The sequence below is a fragment of the Roseateles depolymerans genome (assembly GCF_003387155.1).
In the GTDB taxonomy this organism is placed as follows: Bacteria; Pseudomonadota; Gammaproteobacteria; order Burkholderiales; family Burkholderiaceae_C; genus Roseateles; species Roseateles depolymerans.
In genome coordinates, this window is record NZ_QUMT01000005.1 from 47831 (window position 1) to 67784 (window position 19954).

Annotated in this window: 19 protein-coding genes; 11 read left to right on the forward strand and 8 right to left on the reverse strand. The window is 66.9% G+C overall.

The annotated features are described in order from the left end of the window. Positions 1-8 precede the first annotated feature (8 nt). A complete protein-coding gene (locus DES44_RS20850) occupies positions 9-449 on the reverse strand; it encodes a hypothetical protein (protein WP_058934257.1) in 441 nt (146 codons plus the stop codon). A 277-nt stretch (positions 450-726) separates the two neighbouring features. Here DES44_RS20850 and DES44_RS20855 point away from each other — a divergent pair, with 277 nt between their 5' ends. Continuing rightward, entirely contained in the window at positions 727-1092 is a 366-nt protein-coding gene (locus DES44_RS20855) for a DUF1801 domain-containing protein (protein WP_058934256.1), read from the forward strand. Between the two features lie 58 nt (positions 1093-1150). Here the strand turns inward: DES44_RS20855 and DES44_RS20860 are convergent, their stop codons facing one another. From DES44_RS20860 to DES44_RS20885, 6 genes are all read right to left on the reverse strand, one after another. Next, entirely contained in the window at positions 1151-1870 is a 720-nt protein-coding gene (locus DES44_RS20860; RefSeq protein WP_058934255.1) for an ABC transporter ATP-binding protein, read from the reverse strand. Further along, positions 1867-2664 (reverse strand): ABC transporter ATP-binding protein, encoded by a 798-nt coding sequence (locus DES44_RS20865; protein WP_058934254.1) that lies wholly within the window; start codon positions 2662-2664, stop codon positions 1867-1869. Before DES44_RS20865 ends, DES44_RS20860 begins: the two co-directional genes overlap by 4 nt. Before the next feature lie 16 nt (positions 2665-2680). Beyond that, on the reverse strand, positions 2681-4105 hold the full coding sequence (locus DES44_RS20870) for a branched-chain amino acid ABC transporter permease (RefSeq protein WP_232309952.1): 1425 nt from the start codon (positions 4103-4105) through the stop codon (positions 2681-2683). Positions 4106-4107: 2 nt separating this feature from the next. Continuing rightward, positions 4108-5052: a branched-chain amino acid ABC transporter permease gene (locus DES44_RS20875; RefSeq protein ID WP_375137563.1), complete on the reverse strand. Its 945-nt coding sequence runs from the start codon at positions 5050-5052 to the stop codon at positions 4108-4110. A 194-nt stretch (positions 5053-5246) separates the two neighbouring features. Beyond that, positions 5247-6509: a branched-chain amino acid ABC transporter substrate-binding protein gene (locus DES44_RS20880; RefSeq protein ID WP_058934253.1), complete on the reverse strand. Its 1263-nt coding sequence runs from the start codon at positions 6507-6509 to the stop codon at positions 5247-5249. Positions 6510-6616: 107 nt separating this feature from the next. After that, complete coding sequence (locus DES44_RS20885; RefSeq protein WP_058934252.1) at positions 6617-8278, reverse strand: 3-(methylthio)propionyl-CoA ligase; 1662 nt, start codon at positions 8276-8278, stop codon at positions 6617-6619. A gap of 229 nt (positions 8279-8507) precedes the next feature. Here DES44_RS20885 and DES44_RS20890 point away from each other — a divergent pair, with 229 nt between their 5' ends. From DES44_RS20890 to DES44_RS20915, 6 genes are all read left to right on the forward strand, one after another. Next, complete coding sequence (locus DES44_RS20890) at positions 8508-10031, forward strand: protein adenylyltransferase SelO (RefSeq protein WP_233441661.1); 1524 nt, start codon at positions 8508-8510, stop codon at positions 10029-10031. 8 nt (positions 10032-10039) lie between these two features. Next, positions 10040-10465: a peptide-methionine (R)-S-oxide reductase MsrB gene (gene msrB / locus DES44_RS20895; RefSeq protein ID WP_233441662.1), complete on the forward strand. Its 426-nt coding sequence runs from the start codon at positions 10040-10042 to the stop codon at positions 10463-10465. Between the two features lie 45 nt (positions 10466-10510). Next, a complete protein-coding gene (locus DES44_RS20900; RefSeq protein ID WP_058934249.1) occupies positions 10511-11173 on the forward strand; it encodes a septation protein A in 663 nt (220 codons plus the stop codon). 17 nt (positions 11174-11190) lie between these two features. Next, positions 11191-11511 carry a BolA family protein gene (locus tag DES44_RS20905; protein ID WP_058937260.1) on the forward strand — a complete coding sequence of 107 codons (321 nt, stop codon included), beginning with the start codon at positions 11191-11193 and terminating at the stop codon, positions 11509-11511. 62 nt (positions 11512-11573) lie between these two features. Then, a complete protein-coding gene (locus DES44_RS20910) occupies positions 11574-12368 on the forward strand; it encodes a peptidylprolyl isomerase (protein WP_058934248.1) in 795 nt (264 codons plus the stop codon). A gap of 105 nt (positions 12369-12473) precedes the next feature. Beyond that, positions 12474-13040, forward strand: a complete 567-nt coding sequence (locus DES44_RS20915; RefSeq protein ID WP_083525409.1) for a DUF2062 domain-containing protein — start codon at positions 12474-12476, stop codon at positions 13038-13040. An 807-nt stretch (positions 13041-13847) separates the two neighbouring features. Here DES44_RS20915 and DES44_RS20920 read toward each other — a convergent pair. Next, positions 13848-14543 carry an ABC transporter ATP-binding protein gene (locus DES44_RS20920; RefSeq protein ID WP_058934246.1) on the reverse strand — a complete coding sequence of 232 codons (696 nt, stop codon included), beginning with the start codon at positions 14541-14543 and terminating at the stop codon, positions 13848-13850. Between DES44_RS20920 and DES44_RS20925 the strand changes: the two genes are divergently transcribed. The 4 genes from DES44_RS20925 (at position 14542) to DES44_RS20940 (ending at position 19950) form a co-directional block, all read left to right on the forward strand. Continuing rightward, complete coding sequence (locus DES44_RS20925; protein ID WP_232309951.1) at positions 14542-15234, forward strand: arylesterase; 693 nt, start codon at positions 14542-14544, stop codon at positions 15232-15234. The genes DES44_RS20920 and DES44_RS20925 overlap by 2 nt on opposite strands. 123 nt (positions 15235-15357) lie before the next feature. Next, on the forward strand, positions 15358-16782 hold the full coding sequence (locus DES44_RS20930; protein ID WP_058934244.1) for an efflux transporter outer membrane subunit: 1425 nt from the start codon (positions 15358-15360) through the stop codon (positions 16780-16782). Between the two features lie 10 nt (positions 16783-16792). Then, entirely contained in the window at positions 16793-17995 is a 1203-nt protein-coding gene (locus tag DES44_RS20935) for an efflux RND transporter periplasmic adaptor subunit (protein ID WP_058934243.1), read from the forward strand. Next, positions 17992-19950, forward strand: coding sequence for a MacB family efflux pump subunit (locus DES44_RS20940; protein ID WP_116001832.1), 1959 nt, complete (start codon positions 17992-17994; stop codon positions 19948-19950). Before DES44_RS20935 ends, DES44_RS20940 begins: the two co-directional genes overlap by 4 nt. Positions 19951-19954 lie beyond the last annotated feature (4 nt).

Below are 19954 nucleotides of genomic sequence, written 5' to 3' on the forward strand. Positions count from 1 at the left end.
GATGGCGCTCAGCGCCCCCGCGGCCGGTCGATCTGCGTGGGCGCAAACCCGCTGTTGTCCTCAAGATCCTCATGCTGGGTCGGCAGGAAAGCGCCGCCGCCCTGCGCCACCCGCGCCTGCATCGGCATGCCCTGCGGGGCCAGGGGCGAGGCCACACGCGGCTCGATCGGCGGCCCCAGCGTGTCCGGCGGGCTGACGGTGTTGGCCGCGCGGCGACGCACCCGCTCGGCGATCAGCCGCAGCTCACCCAGCTCCAGCTGGAGCTGCTCGATCTGCCGCCGCGCCTGGCTGTTCTGCTGGTTGAGCAGATCCCGCGAGGCCTTGAGCTGCTCGATCAGCCCCCGGGCCTTGCCCAGCCGGTTGTGCCACCACAGGCTGGCGCCGACCCCGACGACCACCCCACCACCCACAGCACCCGCCACGATGCTCCAAACCTGCCCGATGTCCATGTTGTTTGGCTCCTTCTGGAACTTCTGAATGTCCGCTGCGACCGGCCGAGGCACCGCTGCGCAGGGGCCGGCGCCCCTGGCGGGCGCCGCTTCAGGCCAATGTAGTGTGCTGTCACGGGCCTGTAACGCCACCCACCCACCCGGAACAGGGGACCCGGGTCGGGGTTTCGCGACGGGCGACACAAGTTTTCACCTTGATGAGCTCACGAGCGTGCGATGGGGCACCGTTTTGCGGCTGCTAGCATCCGAAGATGGTCACCCCTTGAGGAGCAGATGGATGACGCCTTCCCCCCGCTCAGCCGTCCCCGACTGGCGCGCCCGCCGGCTGGATCACCTCCGGTCGCTGATCCGCGCCGCGGCGCCGGAGGCCACCGAAGAAGCCAAGTGGAAAAAACCCACCAACCCGGCTGGGGTGCCCACCTGGTCCGACCACGGCATCCTCTGCACCGGCGAGACCTACAAGGACAAGATCAAGCTGACCTTTGCGCAGGGCGCCCGGCTGCCGGACCCGCATCAGCTCTTCAATGCCAGCCTGGATGGCGGCACCCGGCGCGCCATCGACTTGAAGGAACAGGACCCGCTGGATGAGGACGCCTTCCAGGACCTCATCCGCGCAGCGGTCGCCTACAACCGGGGTGCGTGATCGCCAGGGGCGCCTGCGGCGCCCGATCGCCCGATGGCCCGGTCGGTCCCCGCCGGCCTCAGACCTCCAGCCACTCCTTGCGGATGTAGGCATTGGCCTTGAGATCGGCCGGCGTGCCCTCGAACACGATGCGCCCGTGGCCCATCACATAGCAGCGCTCCGAGATCTCCAGCGCAATGGCGAGTTTCTGCTCCACCAGCAGCACCGACACCCCGCGCCGCTTCAGCTCCTTGAGATAGTCCGCCACCAGTTCCACGATCTTGGGCGCCAGGCCCTCCGTCGGCTCGTCGATCATGATCAGGTCCGGGTCGCCCATCAGCGTGCGGCACAGGGTCAGCATCTGCTGCTCGCCGCCCGACAGCACGCCGGCCTCGGTATGCTGACGCTCCTTCAGGCGGGGGAACATCTGGTACATGTCGTCGAAGCCCCAGCGCGGCTTTTGGGCGCGGCGTCCACTTTTCTGCCCCAGCATCAGGTTCTGATGCACGGTGAGCTTGGGAAAGATGTCCCGGTTCTCCGGCACATAGCCGATGCCTTCATGGGCGATCTCATAGGCCTTGCGGCCCAGCAGCGCCCGGCCGCCCCAGTTCACCGCGCCGGTGCCTTCCACCTGGCCCATGATGGTCTTGACCGTGGTGGACCGGCCAGAGCCGTTGCGCCCGAGCAGGCTGACGATCTCCCCCGGCCGCACCTCCATCGTCACCCCGTGCAGCACATGGCTCTTGCCGTAGAAGGCATGCAGGTTCTCCAGCGTGAGCGTTCGTGTCGCCTGGCTCATGCGTGCGCTCCTTCCGCCTGCGCCTCGGCCAGCACCGAGCCCAGATAGGCCTCCTGCACCCGCGGATTGGCCCGCACCGCTTCCGGCACGTCGAAGGCGATCACCTCCCCATACACCAGCACCGCGATCTTGTCGGCCAGGCCGAAGACCACGCCCATGTCGTGCTCCACCGTCAGCAGCGTGCGGCCCTCGGTGACCTGCCGGATCAGCTGGATGAAGCGCTTGGTCTCGCTCTTGCTCATGCCGGCGGTGGGCTCGTCCAGCAGGATCACCTTGGCCCCGCCGGCAATGGTGATGCCGATCTCCAGCGCCCGCGCCTCGGCATAGGTCAGGTTCATCGCCGGCACGTCGCGTTTCTTGTCCAGATGCAGCATCTCCAGCAGTTCATCGGCGCGGTCATTGAGGTCGTCCAGGCCGGCGAGGAATTTCCAGAAGGCATAGCGGTGGCCCATCGACCACAGCAGCGCGCAGCGGATGTTTTCGAAGACCGACAGGCGGGTGAACAGGTTGGACACCTGGAAACTGCGCGACAGGCCGCGGCGATTGATCTGATGCGGGGCCAGCTGGTCGATGCGCTCGCCAAACAGGTGGATCTCGCCGCTGCTGGGCGCAAACCGGCCACTGATCAGGTTGAACAGCGTGGACTTGCCGGCGCCGTTGGGGCCAATGATGGCCACCCGCTCGCCGGGTTTCACGGCCAGTTCCGCGCCGCGGATGATTTCGCTGCGGCCAAAGCTCTTGCGCAGGCTGCGCAGTTCCAGGGCCCAGGGGGTCGTGTCCGTCGATGTGCTCATGGGGTGCTCCCGGCGTTCACAGGCTTTCCCTGCGCTTGATCTCTTTTTCGATCTCTTCCTGGGCCTCGTTCCAGTGGCGGCGGAACTCCCGCCGCGCCAGCTCGAACAGCCCCAGCCCGGTCACCAGGACAAAGACCGCCCCGAACCAGGCATCCAGGCCCTTGGTGTTGAGCTCCACGCCCAGCACACGCGCCTGCGGCCCCAGGGCTTCATTGAGCTGCAGGTGGTAGAGCATCTCCACCATCACCGAGCCGCCCAGCAACGCCAGCAGCGCGGTGCCGCCCAGGGCCAGGTAGGCCGGCCAGATCGAGCGCAGCCGGCCAAAGGCCGCCAGGCGCAGGTTCATCATGATCAGCGACGCAAAGCCGCCGGGCGCATACATCACCATGAAGAGGAAGACCAGGCCCAGGTACAGCAGCCAGGCCTTGGTCAGCTCCGACAGCAGCACCAGCGCCACCACCATCAGCACCGCGCCGATGATGGGGCCGAAGAAGAAGGTGGCCCCGCCCAGGAAGGTGAACAGCAGGTAGGCGCCGGAGCGGGCCGCGCCCACCACCTCGGCGGTCACGATCTCGAAGTTCAGCGCTGACAGGCCGCCCGACACCCCGGCAAAGAAACCGGCGATCAGGAAGGCCAGGAAGCGGACCCATTGCGTGTCGTACCCGATGAACTGCACCCGCTCGGGGTTGTCCCGCACCGCATTGAGCATGCGCCCCAGCGGCGTGCGGGTGAAAGCGAACATCAGCCCGGTGCAGATGAAGCAGTAGACCGCGATGAGGTAGTACACCTGCACCTGCGGCCCGAAGCTGATGCCCAGCACCGGCGCGCCGACGACGCGGTTGCCGGAGATGCCGCCTTCCCCGCCGAAGAACTCCGGCAGCATCAGCGACATCGACCAGATCAGCTCGGCCAGGCCCAGCGTGATCATCGCGAAGGGCGTGCCCGACTTCTTGGTCGAGACATAACCAAACAGCGCCGCAAAGCCCAGCCCGGCCAGCCCGCCCACGATGGGGATCAGGCTCACTGGCAGCCACTGAAGCTGTCCGCCGGAGACTGCATTGAGGGTGTGGATGGCCAGGTAGGCCCCCAGGCCGCTGTAGACCGCATGCCCGAAGCTCAGCATGCCGCCCTGCCCCAGCAGCAGGTTGTAGGACAGGCAGGCAATGATGGCGATGCCGATCTGCGACAGCATCGTCTGCGCCAGGCTGCTGGTCCACAGCAGGGGCGCGACCAGCAAGGCCAGCGCATACACGCCCCATACCAGCCAGCGGCCGACGTTGTAGGGCTTGAAGTGGTAGCTCTGGCCCCGGGGCACGCGGCCGGGACGCTGGAGCTGCGGCGAGGATCCGGCGCTGATGCCGGTGCTGGAGCCGGCGCTGGAGCCGGAACCGGCGCCGGACGTGGCCGGACCGGCCTGCGCAGAGGGCATGACGACGGACATGGTCAGTCCTCCCGGTTACCGAGCAGGCCCTTGGGCCGGAAGATCAGGATCAGCACCATCAGCAAGTACGGCAGGATGGGCGCCACCTGAGCGAGGGTCAGCTTGAGCAGCGGATAGCCGAAGGTGTCCGGCGTGGCCTTGAAGACGCTGGCCAGCGAGGCATCCACCGTCAGCGGCATCGTCTGCAGCAGGCCGATGAGGATGGAGGCGACGAAAGCGCCGGCCAAGGACCCGACGCCGCCCACCACCACCACCACGAAGATGATGGAGCCGACGATGACCGCCATGGCCGGCTCGGTGACAAAGGTGATGCCGCCGATGACGCCGGCCAGCGCCGCCAGGGCGCAGCCGCTGCCAAACACCAGCATGAAGACCCGCGGCACGTTGTGGCCGAGCGATTCCACCATCTCCGGATGGGTGAGCGCCGCCTGGATCACCAGCCCGATGCGGGTGCGGGTGAGCAGCAGCCACAGCGCCAGCAGCATGCCCAGCGCCACCAGCATCATGAAGGCCCGGGTCATCGGGAATTTGGAACAGGACGCGGCCGCGCACAGGGCGGGCGCCGCCTCGCCCCACACCCATTGCAGACCCTGCCCCGGCGCATGCACCAGGGTGAAAGCGGCACCTTGCAGCGACGGGGGCGGCGAGAACGGCACCGCCGTGCGGCCCCACACCAGCTGCACCAGCTCCAGCACCACATAGGACAGGCCAAAGGTGATCAGGAGCTCGGCCACGTGGCCGAACTTGTGGACCCGCCGCAGTGCCCCGCGCTCGAACAGCGCGCCCAGGGCGCCCACGGCCAGCGGGGCCAGCAACAGCGCCGGCCAGAAACCCAGCCAGCCGGCCATGCTGTAGGCCACGTAAGCGCCCAGCATGTAGAAGCTGGCATGGGCGAAGTTCAGCACGCCCATCATGCTGAAGATCAGCGTGAGGCCGGAGCTGAGCATGAACAGCAGCAGTCCGGAGGACAGCCCGTTCAGCAGATTGATCAGCAGTTGTTCCACAAGAAGCACCCCTCCCCGCGGGCCGACCGGACGGCCCGATGTGCAGGCCGCAGCCTATCCAGAAATTCGCGGTGACGGCGGCTGAGCCGGCCTCGACGGTGCGAGGAGCCTCACCGCCGTCACCGCCATGGGCGGTCTCAGCCCGGACGCTTCATCTGGCAGGAGGTCGGCGTGGACGACACATAGGCGTCGTAGGTCTTCACCGGCGCGAAGTTGAAGCCGGTGTTCTCCACGTTGTAGGGATGCTTGGCATCGACCTTCTGCCACACCGAGATGAACAGCGGCTGCTGCAACTGGTGGTCGGTCTTGCGGATTTCCACATCGCCGTTGAAGGTCTTGAAACGCAGCCCTTCCAGCGCGGCGGCCACCTTCACCGGGTCGGTGCTCTTGGCCTTGGCCATGGCCGTGCCCAGGGCGCTGTAGATGTGGATGATGGAGCCGGTGTAGAAGTCGTCGCCGAACTTGGCCTTGTACTCATTGGCCCACTGGTCCATCTGGCCGCCCATGTTGTTGTGGTTGTAGGCGACCTGGAAGACGCGTCCGGCACCGCTGGCGCCCATGGCGGTGGGCGTGCCGCTCACCCCGGCGTAGTAGGTGAAGAACTTGCCGTTGTAGCCCGCCTCGTTGGCGGCCTTGATCAGCAGCGCCAGGTCCGAGCCCCAGTTGCCGGTGATGACGGTGTCGGCCCCGGCCGCCTTGATCTTGGCCACGTAGGGCGCGAAGTCACGCACCTGGGCCAGCGGATGCAGGTCTTCGCCCACCACCTGCACATCGGGCCGCTTCTTGGCCAGCATCTCCTTGGCGTACTTGGCCACCTGCTGGCCGTGGGCGTAGTTCTGGTTGAGCAGGTAGACCTTCTTCACCTCCGGCTGGTCCTTGAGGAAGGTGGTGATGGCCTCCATCTTCATCGAGGTGTCCGCATCGAAGCGGAAATGCCAGTAGCTGCACTTGCTGTTGGTCAGGTCCGGGTCCACCGCCGAGTGGTTGAGGTAGAGCACCTCCTTGCCGGGGTTGCGCTCGTTGTGCTTGTTGACCGCATCGATGATGGCCAGTGCCGCGCCCGAGCCGTTGCCCTGGGTGACATAGCGCACGCCCTGGTCGATGGCCGACTTCAGCGCATTGAGCGATTCCGCCGGGCTGAGCTTGTTGTCGATGGCGATGATCTCGAACTTCACGCCGGCCGGATTGGTGGCATTGAACTTCTCGGCGAAGAACTGGAAGCTCTTGACCTGGTTCTGGCCCACCGGCGCCATCAGGCCCGAGAGCGGGTCGATCCAGGCGATCTTCACCGTCTCGCCTTTTTGCGCCTGCGCGCTGCCCATGGCCAGGGCCAGGAAGGCGGCCGCGGCCAGGGGTTGGATCAACAGTCGGAGGGAACGCTGGGGGCTGTGCGGGATCATGGGTTTGTCTCCTGATATGGTTGTAGGCACGGCTTGGAACAGCGAAGGGCGCGTCCGTCAGTCGGGTGGGGCCAGGCCCATCGGCCGGGGAGCGCGCAGGGGACTTTTCACGCGGTGGGCAACACGTGGTCGCGGAACTGCTCACGCAGCTTCAGCTTGAGCATCTTGCCGGTGGCGGTGTGGGGAATCTCGTTCACGAAGGCCACGTCGTCGGGCACCTGCCACTTGGCAATCTTGCCCTCATAGAACTTGAGGATGTCGTCGCGGCTGACGGTCGCGCCCGGCTTGGTCACCACCACCAGCAGCGGACGTTCGTCCCATTTCGGATGCGCCACCGCGATCACCGCCGCTTCATGCACCGCCGGATGCGCCATGGCGATGTTCTCCAGTTCGATGGAGCTGATCCACTCACCGCCGGACTTGATCACGTCCTTGCTGCGGTCGGTGATCTGCATGAAGCCGTCTTCATCGATGGTGGCCACGTCGCCGGTGGGAAACCACAGGCCTGCATCGCGCCCGTCGCGCCCGGTCACGGGGATCAAGGGGCTTTCCTCATGACCGAAGTAGCTGGCGATCACCCACGGGCCGCGCACCACCAGGTTGCCGGCGCTGCGACCGTCCCAGGGCAGCTCGCGGCGGGCATCGTCGATCACCGTCATGTCGATGCCGTAGATGGACTTGCCCTGCTTCTCCAGCAGATGACGCTGCTGCTCCGGCGGCAGCGACAGATGCTTGCTGCTCAGGCGGCTGAGCGTGCCCAAGGGCGACAGCTCGGTCATCCCCCAGGCATGGATCACCTCGACGCCGTACACGTCCATCAGCGTGGCCAGCATCGCGGGCGGGCAGGCCGAGCCGCCGATCACGGTGCGCTTGAAGCTGCTGAACTTCAGGCCCTGGCTGCCGACGTAGTTGAGCAGCCCCAGCCACACGGTGGGCACGCCGGCGCTGAAGGTGACCTGCTCCTGCTCGAACAGCTCATACAGCGACTTGCCGTCCAGATGCGGGCCCGGGAAGACCACCTTCGCGCCCACCAGCGCCGTGCTGTAGGGCAGGCCCCAGGCATTGACGTGGAACATCGGCACGACCGGCAGGATGACGTCGCGGCGGGTGCAGGCCATCGCGTCCGGCAGCGCTGCGCCGAAGGCATGCAGCACGCTGCTGCGGTGGCTGTAGACGGCGCCCTTGGGGTGGCCGGTGGTGCCGCTGGTGTAGCAGAGGGTGGAGGCGGTGTCCTCGTCCATCAGCGGCCAGGTGTAGTGGCCGTCTTCGGCGGCCAGCAGGTCCTCGTAGCAGAGCAGGCCGGGCAGCGAGGACTCGGCGGGCATATGGGCCCGGTCGGTCATCAGGATGAAATGGCGCACCGTCTTGAGCTGCGGCGCGATCTTCTCCACCAGCGGCAGGAAGCTCAGGTCCAGGCACAGGGCCTGGTCCTGCGCATCGTTGGCGATCCACGCGATCTGCTCGGGGAACAGGCGCGGATTGATGGTGTGGCAGACCAGGCCGGAGCCCGACGTCCCGTAGTAGATCTCCAGGTGACGATGGCCGTTCCATGCCAGCGTGCCAACGCGCTCGCCAGCGGTCAGGCCCAGCCGCGCCAGTGCCTGCGCAAGCTGGCGGGACCGCAGCTCCACCTCTGCCCAGGTGCTCCGGTGCAAGTCGCCCTCACAGCGCTTGCTCACGATCTCGGTGTCTCCGGCGTGCCGGGCCGCATGCTGGATCAATGAAGAGATCAGCAACGGCATCGACATCATCTGGCCCAACAGTGCCATCCATGTCTCCTTGATCTTGGGGCCGTCAGACCGGTGGGGTCTGCAGTCCTGTGTTTGGATCAGTCTATGTCCGCCCCGGTGCGGGTAACGTCACCCTAGTGACGCTGCGGACCGTACGGCATAAGGATATTTACTTACGCAGCGAGAGCGAGGGGGGTGGGCGGTGCTTGCCCCTACCGCGGTGACGACACCGGTCGATCGGTACACTGGCCCCATGAATGCGCCAGAGATGTTCGCGCCTGACGGGGTGGCGGCTGATTCCTTTGCTCCCCGGTTCTCCAACCGTTTCCTCGATCTGGGCTCCAGGTTCTACACCGAGCTTGCGGCATCGCCCCTGCCGGATCCGCACTGGGTGGCGGTAAGCAGCGCCTGCACCGACCTCCTGGGCTGGCCGCAGGACTGGTGGCAGCGCCCGGGCGCCCTGGCCGCCTTCAGTGGCAACGCGTCCTGGCCGGGCATGCGGCCGCTGGCCAGTGTCTACAGCGGGCACCAGTTTGGGGTGTGGGCCGGTCAGCTTGGCGATGGTCGTGCCTTGTGGCTGGGGGAAGTGGAAGCGCCGGCGGGCCCCCTGGAGCTGCAGCTCAAGGGCGCCGGCCCGACGCCTTACTCGCGTCGCGGCGACGGCCGCGCGGTGCTGCGTTCTTCCATTCGCGAGTTCCTCTGCTCGGAAGCCATGGCGGCCCTGGGCATTCCCACCACCCGTGCGCTGTGCCTGGTGGGCTCGCGCGAGTTGAAGATCCAGCGTGAGACGGTGGAGACCGCTGCGGTCGTGACCCGCGTGGCGCCGAGCTTCCTGCGCTTCGGTCACTTCGAGCATTTCGCCCATCACGGCCAGCATGCCGAGCTGCGGCAGTTGTTTGACTATTTCCTGCAGACCTATGCGCCGGATTGCGCGGACGCGCCCAATCCGGTGGTGGCCGTGCTGGCGCGGGTGGCGGGGCAGACCGCCGATCTGATCGCGCAATGGCAGGCGGTTGGATTCATGCATGGCGTGATGAACACCGACAACATGTCGATGCTGGGCCTGACCATCGACTACGGCCCCTTCGGATTCATGGACGGTTTCAACCCGGGCCATATCTGCAACCACTCGGACCATCAGGGCCGTTATGCCTTTGCCCGCCAGCCGCAGATCGGCCTGTGGAATCTGCATGCGCTGGCCCAGGCGCTGTTCCCGCTGATGCCCACGGCCGAGACCGATGCCGACGCAGCGGCCGAAGCCCTGCAGGAGGCGCTGGAGGTCTACCGCGAACGCTTTGGCCAGTCGCTGCTGGGCGCCATGCGGGCCAAGCTGGGCCTGCTGGATGCGCTGGAGGAGGATGGTCTGCTGATCGACGATTGGCTGCGACTGTTGGCCAAGCACCAGAGCGACTACACCCTGGCCCACCGTCGCCTGTCCGCCTTCGACCCGGAGCAGCCGCCGGAGGCCCCGGTGCATGCGCCGCTGCGCGACCTCTTCCTGGACCGCGAGGCCTTTGATGCCTGGGCGCTGCGTTATGCCCAGCGCTTGAAGAAGGCGGCGGCGGACTCATCTGCATCCCGTGCGGCGCGCATGAATGCCGTCAATCCGGCGGTCGTGCTGCGCAACCATCTGGCGCAAACCGCCATCAAGCAGGCCGAAGCGGGCGATTTCTCGGAAGTGCAGCGGCTGGCACAGGTGCTCAGCCGCCCGTACGACGATCCCCTCAACCCCGCCGACGCCAGTCTTCCGCCCGACTGGGCGCAACATCTGGAGGTCTCCTGTTCATCATGAGCAAGCCTGTGAACCATCAAGAACGCGACCGCGACAGCGACTACGAAGTCAAGAAGACCGATGCCGAGTGGCGGGAGCAACTGGACCCGATCCAATACCAGGTGGCGCGCCAGGCGGCGACCGAACGCGCCTTCACCGGCAAGTACTGGGACCACTGGGAAGCGGGCCGCTACAACTGCGTGGGCTGCGGCACGCCGCTGTTCCAGGCGGACACCAAGTTCGACGCCGGCTGCGGCTGGCCCAGCTATTACGAGCCGATCAACTCGGAAGTGGTGGAGCGGGTGGTGGACGAGAGCCACGGCATGGTGCGGGTGGAAGTGCGGTGCAACAAATGTGGCACCCATCTCGGTCACGTCTTTCCCGATGGCCCGGAACCGACCGGCGAGCGGTTTTGCATCAACTCGGCCGCGATAGACTTCGAACCTCAGCGCTGAGCGCTCCTTCCGGTCCTTCTGCCGGACTGTCCACCGGTCTTTCGAATGAAGTTGCTCCTCGATTTTTTGCCGCTCCTGCTGTTTTTCGCGACCTTCAAGTACGCGGACGCCCAGCCGGAGTGGGCCGCCGGTTTTGCCACCGAGCATCTGGGTTTCCTGGTGTCTGGCGGGCAGGTGCCTGCGGAAGTGGCCCCGGTGCTGCTGGCCACCGTGGTGGTCATGGCGGCCACGGTGGCGCAGGTGCTGTTCCTCAAGCTCACCCGCCGCAAGGTGGACCTGATGCTGTGGATCAGCCTGGTGCTGGTGGTGGTGATGGGCAGCGCCACCATCTACTTCCACAGCGAAATGTTCATCAAGTGGAAGCCTTCGCTGCTGTACTGGGCCTTCTCCCTGACTTTCCTGGTCAGTCACCTGGTGCTGGGCCGCAACCTGCTGCGCAAGATGCTGGGCGGCGAGCTGCAACTGCCCGATGACGTCTGGGCCCGGCTCAACTGGGCCTGGGCGCTGTTCTTCGGCGCCATGGGGTTTGCCAATCTTTACGTCGCTTACGAGTTCAGCAGCTCGGCCTGGGCCAACTTCAAGGCCTTTGGATCGACTGGCCTGATTGTGCTGTTCACCCTGGCCCAGGGGATCTACATGAGCCGCCACCTGCCGGCGCCGGACGAGGCCACGGACGGCGCTGCCGACGCCAAGGAGCAGGGACGATGAGCGGCCCGCAAACCCCGATGGAATCGGGCCTGGCGGGCGCCGGGTCGGTGCCGCTGTCGGCTGAGATCGAAGCGCGTGTCCGGGCCGCGCTGAGCCCCGACCTTTTGAAGCTACGGGATGACAGTGCCTTGCACGCCGGGCATGCGGGGGCCCGCGAAGGGGGGCACTACTACATCGAAATCGTGAGCGCGCGCTTTGCCGGTTTACCCAGGGTGGCGCGGCATCGGCTCGTATATGATGCCCTCGCCGATCTGATGAAGAAGGGCATTCACGCGCTGGCGATTGAGGCGCGAGCGCCCGACGAACAGCAGAACAAGGTCCATGAGCAGCGCCGTTGACGGCGCTTTGTTTTGGAGCGTGATTGGACGCTCACCGGGAGTCTCTGAAAGGCCCTTTATCCATGAAGAAGTTTGTGCTTGCCGCCACTGTGGCGGCCTTCGGCGCCCTGTCCCTGCCGGCTGTGGCGCAGAACATTGCGATCGTGAACGGCAAGCCCGTTCCGAAGGCGCGTGCTGACCAGCTGATCTCGCAGATTGCCAAGAGCGGCCAACCGCGCAGCCCGGAGATGGAAAGCAAGGTCAAGGACGAGGTGGTCCTGCGTGAGATCTTCATGCAGGAAGCCGAGAAGCGTGGCCTGGCGGCTTCGAACGACTACAAGGCTCAGCTGGAGCTGGCCCGTCAGTCGCTGCTGATCCGTGAGCTGTTTGCGGACTATGCCAAGAAGAACCCGGTGACCGATGCGGAAGCCAAGGCCGAATACGACAAGTTCAAGGCCCAGGCTCCGAGCAAGGAATACCACGCCCGTCACATTCTGGTGAAGACGGAAGACGAAGCCAAGGCGCTGATCAAGCAGCTCAATGGCGGCGCCAAGTTTGACGACCTGGCGGGCAAGAACTCGATCGACACCGAGTCGGCCAAGAATGGTGGCGACCTGGGCTGGTCCACGCCGGACACGTATGTGCCCGAATTTGGTCAGGCGCTGAGCCAGCTCAAGGGTGGCGAAATGACGCAGACCCCGGTGAAGACGCAGTTTGGTTTCCACATCATCAAGCTGGAAGAAACGCGTGATGCGCAGTTCCCGGCCTTTGACGATGTGAAGGCCCAGATCGTCCAGCGCATCAGCCAGCAGAAGGTCGCAGCCTTCCAGGAAGAGCTGCGTACCAAGGCCAAGACGGACTACAAGTTCTCGAACTGATTTCCGAACCAAAAGCACTCGACGGCCGCTGCGGTGGCCGTCATGATGCAGGCCCGCGATGCTGATGTTCAGCCGCGGGCTTTTTTTCTGGATGGATGATTTTTCATGACGGCTTCCCGCTTGGCTCGGCGACTGCTTCCTTCGCCTGAGATGCTGTCCCGCACGCGGGGCCTGGGCTGGCTGGGGGCCTATCTGCGGGAGCGGCCGTGGCTGTGGGTGGCGCACCGGCGGCGTGTGGCGCTGGGCGCGGCTGTCGGTCTGGCGGTGGGGGTGATTCCGCTGCCGACGCAGATGCTGCTGGCGGCCTTGGCGGCAATTGTTTTCCGGGCCAATGTGGCGGCAGCGATTGCGGCCACCTGGCTGACCAACCCGCTGACGCTGGTCCCGATCTGGGGTTTGGCGATCTTTCTAGGCCGGCAGGTATTGGGCATTCACGGGCCGATCTCGGCCCCACGTGAACTGGCGCTGAACTGGAGCGAGCCCTCCACCTGGTGGCATGCCATTGCCCAGTGGTTCACAGAGCTCGGCACGCCGCTGCTGGTCGGTTTACCGCTGGCCGGTGTGGTGCTGGGGGCTAGCCTCTACGTCATCGTCTACATCGGCTGGTGGCTCGTCATCCGCACCGAACGCCGTCGGCGCCTGCGGGAGCGGGAGCTGAGACTCCCCTCTTGAAGCTTCCCTCGACTTTCTGACGGCGACCTCTCCGGGGGGCATGCATGCCGGCGTTGCTCATTCATTCTTTGACCTCGCCCGAAGCCGGCAAGTGGGCCCCCTTTTGCTCCATGTCCCCCGGACCCTCCGGGTCCTCCTCCTAATACTTACGCAAAAGGGGGCCCACTTGCCGGCTTCTCGAACGGAGGACTTCCTAGAACTCCGGCCACCAGCCAGCGTGCCACTCCCATCTTTGACCTCCGCCGCCCATGGTCGCCCTCCTGGCGACACCCGCGAGCGGCGCTCATGGGAGTTCGGGCTACCGGGCGGCATGACAAAACTCAGCCCCCGCGAACGGAGTTCGTGGAACTGGCGCAACCGGGCCACGGAGCGTCCCCGGATGACGCCGCCGCAGAGCGCGAGGGGATATCTAGCCGTGGCGCTTCACCAGGTTGGCGAGGGTGATGAGGGGGGTTACCTGAGGCAAGGATGGATGCCGAGGACGTTCTTGGTCCCGGTCAGGCTCGCTCGATGATGGCAGGAGGACTGTGGGAAGTCCTGGGTGCGAGAAGCCGGCAAGCGGGCCCCCTTTTGCGTAAGTATTAGGAGGAGGCCCCGAAGGGGACGGGGGACTGAGCCCGGACACAAACAGTCCTGAGGACTGTTTGTGCCTGGCGAAGGCCAGGGCCTCTGGCCCTGGCATGGAGCAAAAGGGGGCCCGCTTGCCGGCTTCGGGCGTAGTCAAAGAAGCGCCCCGCCCGCCCCCCACGCTCATCAGCAAGAGCGAGCGACACTCACCTGAGGTTCGCGTATGGAGAGCGACCCGACTCAGGCAGGAAGATCCGCCAGCGTGATGTCTTGCAGATGCCCCGCCGCGATCTTCAGCTGCCGATCGCACTGCCTCGCGATGTTCTGATCGTGGGTGACCATCACCAACGTCGTCCCCAGCTCGCGATTCAGATCGAACATCAGCTTCATCACCTGCTCCCCGGTCGCGAAGTCCAGGCTCCCGGTGGGCTCATCGGCCAGCAACAGATCCGGCTGCTGCACAAACGCCCGCGCCAACGCCACCCGCTGCTGCTCGCCCCCCGACAACACCCGTGGGTAGTGGGACAGCCGCTGCCCCAACCCCACCCGGTCCAGCATCTGGCGCGCCAACCCCCGGGCATCCCGTTCGCCCCGCAACTCCAGCGGCAGCATCACGTTTTCCAGCGCGGTCAAATGGCCCAGCAACTGGAAACTCTGGAAGACAAAGCCCAGATGCGCCCCCCGCAGCGCCGCACGGCCGTCCTCGTCCAGGGCAAACATGTCCTGACCCCGCAGACGCACCGTGCCGCTCGTGGGCGTGTCCAGGCCCGCCAGGATGGATAGCAGCGTACTCTTGCCCGAGCCCGATGCGCCCACGATGGCGACCGATTCCCGTGCCTGCAGCTGAAAGGTGATGTCATGCAGAATGGTCAGCACGCCGCTGGCGTCCTGCACCGACTTGTTGACGTGATCGACCTCGAGGATGTTTAGAACCATGAATCAACCGCAGATGCGCCGCCGTGAGTGGATGCTCTACTCTAGCGCCTCTCTCCTCACCGCGAGCTTGGCGGTGTCTCTGGCCGGACCTGCCGCCGCACAAGGAAAGTCCGCCACCGCCGCCAAGGCCGATGCCCCCCGACGCATCCTGGTGCTCGGCGACAGCCTCTCCGCCGAATACGGCCTGGCCCGCGGCACCGGCTGGGTTGCCCTCATGACGCAGCGCCTGAACCAGCAGCAACTGCCCGCCGAGGTCATCAATGCCAGCATCAGCGGCGACACCACCTCCGGCGGCCTCGCCCGCCTCCCCGCCCTGCTCAAGCAGCACCAGCCCACCCTGCTCGTGATCGAGCTCGGCGGCAACGACGCCCTGCGCGGACTGCCCCTGGCCAACACCCGGGACAACCTGCGCGCCATGGTCCGCGCCGGCAAGGCAGCCGGCGCCAAGGTCCTGCTCGTGGGCATGCAGATCCCGCCCAACATGGGCCCCAGCTACACCCGCGAATTCGAAGCCGGTTTCAAAACCGTCGCCCAGGAAGAAAAAGTCCCCCTGGTGCCCTTCCTCCTGGCCGGCGTCGCCGACCGCAGCGACGCCGCCGACTGGTTCCAGCCCGACCGCATCCATCCCCTGGCCAAGGCCCATCCTGTCATGCTGGAGAACGTCTGGAAGCAACTTCGTCCCATGCTGTGACGACGCCGTAGCAGTTCTTCACCGCATTGCATCAAGTTTGACAAGCTCGCTTTACCGCTGAGCCAACACCGTACGGGTGCCGGTGCGGCATGATGACGGGGACCTCATTGATTTGATCGCCGAATGACTCTCGCCCGAGCGCGCCTGCGGCCGCGCTGGCGTCCCGCCTCAGCCCTGGTGCTGAGTCTGGCGCTGGCCGGCTGCGTGAACCTGGCGCCCGACTACCACCGCCCTGCCCCCGCCGTGCCCCACGAAGGCACCGAAGCCCTCCAGGATGCCGCGCGCCTGCCCTGGCGCACCGTCTTCATCGACACGCGCCTGAAGGACACCATCGCGCTGGCGCTGACGCAAAACCGGGACCTGCGCGTCGCCGCGCTGAATGTGGACAAGGCCCGCGCCGCCCTGGTGCAGACCGACGCCCAGCGCTGGCCGACCGTCACCGCCGGCGTCAGTGCCAGCCGTTCCGGCTCAGGCGCCGGCAGCACCGCCACCACCAGCCAGTCCGTCTCGGCCCAACTGGCCCTGACCAGCTTCGAGCTGGACCTGTTCGGCCGCGTCCGCAACCTGAGCGCCTCCGCCCAGGCCTCCGTCTGGGCCCTGGACGACACCCGCCAGAGCGTGCAGATCAGCCTCGTGGCCGAAGTCGCCAGCGCCTGGCTGACCTGGGCGGCCGACCTGCAGCGGCAAGCCCTGGCCCAGCAAACCCTGGCCAGCCAACAGCAGACCCTGTCGCTGACCGAGCGCCGCCATGCCGTCGGCGCCGTCTCCGGACTGGCGCTGGCCCAGGCCCGCACCGCCGTCGAAAGCGCCCGGGCCGACGTGGCCACCTATCCCGCCACGCTGCAGCAAGACCGCCACGCCCTGGAACTGCTGCTGGGCTCCGCCCTGCCCGACGCGCTGCACCCCACGGCCGCCGATGCGCAAACCAACGTCAGCGCGCTCGTGGACCTGCCCAGCGGCGTCCCCTCCAGCGTGCTGCTGCGCCGCCCGGATGTGCGCTCCGCCGAGCAGTCCCTGGTGGCCACCCATGCCGACATCGGCGCCGCCCGCGCCGCCCGCTTCCCCACCATCAGCCTGACCGCCAGCGCCGGCCGCGCCAGCACCGCCTTGTCCGACCTGTTCAAGGCCGGCAATGGCAGTTGGTCCATCGGCCCGTCCGTGTCGCTGCCGGTCTTCGATGCCGGGGCCAGCCGGGCCGCCGTGCGCCAGGCCGAGATCAGCCGGGACATCGCCCTGGCCAGCTACGACAAGACGGTGCAGACCGCCTTCCGCGAAGTGGCCGATGCCCTGTCCGTCCGCGCCACCCTGGCCGACCGACTCGCCGCGCAGCAGACCCTGCTGGCCGCCACCGAGCGGCAGGTCCAGTTGGCCGACGTGCAGTGGCGCGCTGGCAGCAGCACGCAGCTGGACGTGCTGGACGCACAGCGCTCGCTGTATGCGGCGCAGCAGTCGCTGATCACGCTGCGACTGACCGAACAGCTCAACCGCATCACGCTCTACAAGGTGCTGGGTGGCGGCTGGAGCGACGACAACACCCTCCCATCCTGAGGATTTCCGAATGAAGACATGGTTGAGGCCAGGGCGGCTGGTGCTGCTGCTGGTCGTTGTGGCGGTGCTGGGTTTCATCGTCAAGCGGGTCTGGTTCACCGCACCGCCGCCGCCGCAGGTCACCACCGCGGTCGTCGAACGCAGTGACCTGGAAGAGTCGGTGCTGGCCACCGGCACCATCAATGCCTACAAGCTGGTGAGCGTCGGTGCGCGGGCCACCGGCGAGGTCAAGCGCCTGCATGTGGCCCTGGGTGACAAGGTCAAGGAAGGCCAGCTCATCGCCGAGATCGATGCGCTGACGCAGCAAAACGCGCTGCGCGACGCACAGGCCTCGCTGCGCAGCGCGCAGGCCCTGCTCGCGTCGCGACGCGCCACCCTGGCCCAGGCCGAGCTGACGCTCAAGCGCCAGCGCGCGCTGAACGACGCCGATGCCGGCGCCCGCGCCGATCTGGAAACCGCCGAAGCCACCCTCGGCACGGCCCGTGCGGACGTGGAGTCGCAAGAGGCCCTGGTGGCGCAGGCCAAGGTGAACGTGGACACGGCCCAGGTCAACCTCGGCTACGCCCGCGTCACGGCGCCGATGGACGGCACGGTGGTGGCCATCGTCACCGAACAGGGCCAGACGGTGAATGCCACGCAGTCGGCCCCCACCATCATCAAGCTGGCGCGGCTGGACACCATGACCATCAAGGCCAAGATCTCCGAAGCCGACGTGCCGCGGGTCAAGCCCGGCATGCCGGTCTACTTCTCGCTGCTGGGCGAGCCGGACCGTCGCATCCAGGCCCGGCTGCGCGCCATCGAACCGGGCGACACCACGCTGGCGGACACCACCACCACCTCGTCCACCAGTTCGTCCAGCTCCAGCACCACCAGCGCCATCTACTACAACGGCATCTTCGATGTGCCCAACCCGTCCGGCCAGCTGCGCATCAACATGACCGCGCAGAGCACCATCGTGCTGAACCAGGCCAAGGGCGTGCTCACCGTGCCGGCCGCCGCGCTCGGAAAAAAAGATGCCCAGGGCCGCTACACCGTGCGGGTGCAGCAGCCCGACGGTCGCATGGAGCCGCGCACGGTGCGCATCGGGCTGAACAACCGGGTGCGGGTCGAGGTGCTGGAAGGCCTCAAGGAAGGCGAGCGCGTGGTGACCAGTGAAGCCCTGGCCTCGGCGGCTTCCAATGACGGCGGCCGTCGCGGCCCGCCTCCGATGTGATGGCAGCGCTGCTGGAACTGCGCGGCCTGGTCCGCGAATTCCCGGCCGGCGACGGCGTGGTGGCCGTGCTGCGGGATGTGGACCTGCGCATCGAAGCCGGGGAGATGGTGGCCATCATCGGGCCCTCCGGCTCGGGCAAGTCCACGCTGATGAACATCCTGGGCTGCCTGGACCGTCCCACCCGCGGCAGCTATCGCGTGGCCGGTCAGGAGACCGGGGCCATGGGCCCGGACGAGCTGGCGCGGCTGCGCCGTGAGCATTTCGGGTTCATCTTCCAGCGCTACCAGTTGCTGGGGGATCTCAATGCCGTGGGCAATGTCGAGATTCCGGCGATCTATTCGGGCACCCAGGCGGAGCATCGCCATGTCCGCGCACGCGAGCTGCTGACGCGGCTGGGTCTGGCCGAGCGGCTGGAGCATCGGCCCGGGCAGCTGTCGGGCGGTCAGCAGCAGCGGGTGTCGATCGCCCGGGCGCTGATGAACGGCGGCGACGTGATCCTGGCCGACGAACCCACCGGCGCGCTGGATCAGGCCAGCGGCCGGGAGGTGATGAAGATCCTGGAAGAGCTGCATGCCGACGGCCACACCATCATCCTGGTGACGCACGATCCGCAGGTGGCGGCCCACGCGCAGCGGGTGATCGAGATCAGCGACGGGGTCATCGTGGCCGACCGGCGCCGTGAGGACGCCCCCGCCCCGGTGACCAAGGCCGCCGCGCCTGCCGCGCCCACCAGCGCCTCCTGGCAGGCGGTGATCGGCCGGGTGGCGGAAGCCGCCCGCATGGCCCTGCGCGCCATGGTGGCCCACCGGCTGCGCACGCTGCTGACGATGCTGGGCATCATCATCGGCATCGCCTCGGTGGTGTCGGTGGTGGGCCTGGGCCAGGGCACGCGGGAGAAGGTGCTGGCTGACATCAGCGCCATGGGCACCAACACCATCAACATCATGCCGGGCAGCGGTTTTGGGGACCGGCGCGCCGATGCCATCCGCACCTTGCGCACCGGCGACGCCACCGCACTGGGGCAACTGGACTATGTGGACAGCGTGACGCCGTCCGTGGCGGTCAGCGCGGGGCTGCGCTACCGCAACATCGACGTGACCGCCAGCATCACCGGCGTGGGCGAGCAGTTCTTCCGGGTGCAAGGCTACCGCTTCGCCCAGGGCCAGCCCTTCGACCTGCAGGATGTGCGCGGCCAGGCCCAGGTGGCGGTGATCGACGACAACGCCCGCAAGACGCTGTTCCCCAACGGAGAGCCGGCGCTGGGCGAGGTCATCCTGCTGGGCACCGTGCCGGTGCGGATCGTGGGGGTGACCGAGAAGAAGGCCAGCGCCTTTGGCAATGACGACTCGATCAACATCTGGCTGCCTTACACCACCGCGATGAGCCGCATGACCGGGCAGGACTACCTGCGCAGCATCACGGTGCGGGTGAGTGACGCGGTGCCCAATGCCGCGGCCGAGCAAGGCATCCAGGCGCTGCTGACCCAGCGGCATGGGCGCACCGACTTCTTCATGATGAACACCGACAGCATCCGCAAGACGGTGGAGCAGACGACCGCAACGATCACGCTGCTGATCTCGTCGATCGCGCTGATCTCGCTGCTGGTGGGCGGCATCGGGGTGATGAACATCATGCTGGTGTCGGTGACCGAGCGCACCGGGGAGATCGGCGTGCGCATGGCCGTGGGCGCGCGGCAGAGCGACATCCTGCGGCAGTTCCTGATCGAGGCCGTGCTGGTGTGCCTGATCGGCGGGGCGCTGGGGGTGGGGTTGGCGGTGGGCGTGAGCCTGCTGTTCGACTACGCCGCCGGGGCCGCGGGCTTCCGGATGCTGATCTCGACGACTGCCATCCTGGGCGCGTTCGGCGTGTCCAGCCTGATCGGGGTGATCTTCGGATTCCTGCCGGCGCGTAATGCGGCGCGGCTGGATCCGGTGGAGGCGCTGGCCAGGCCCTGATGGG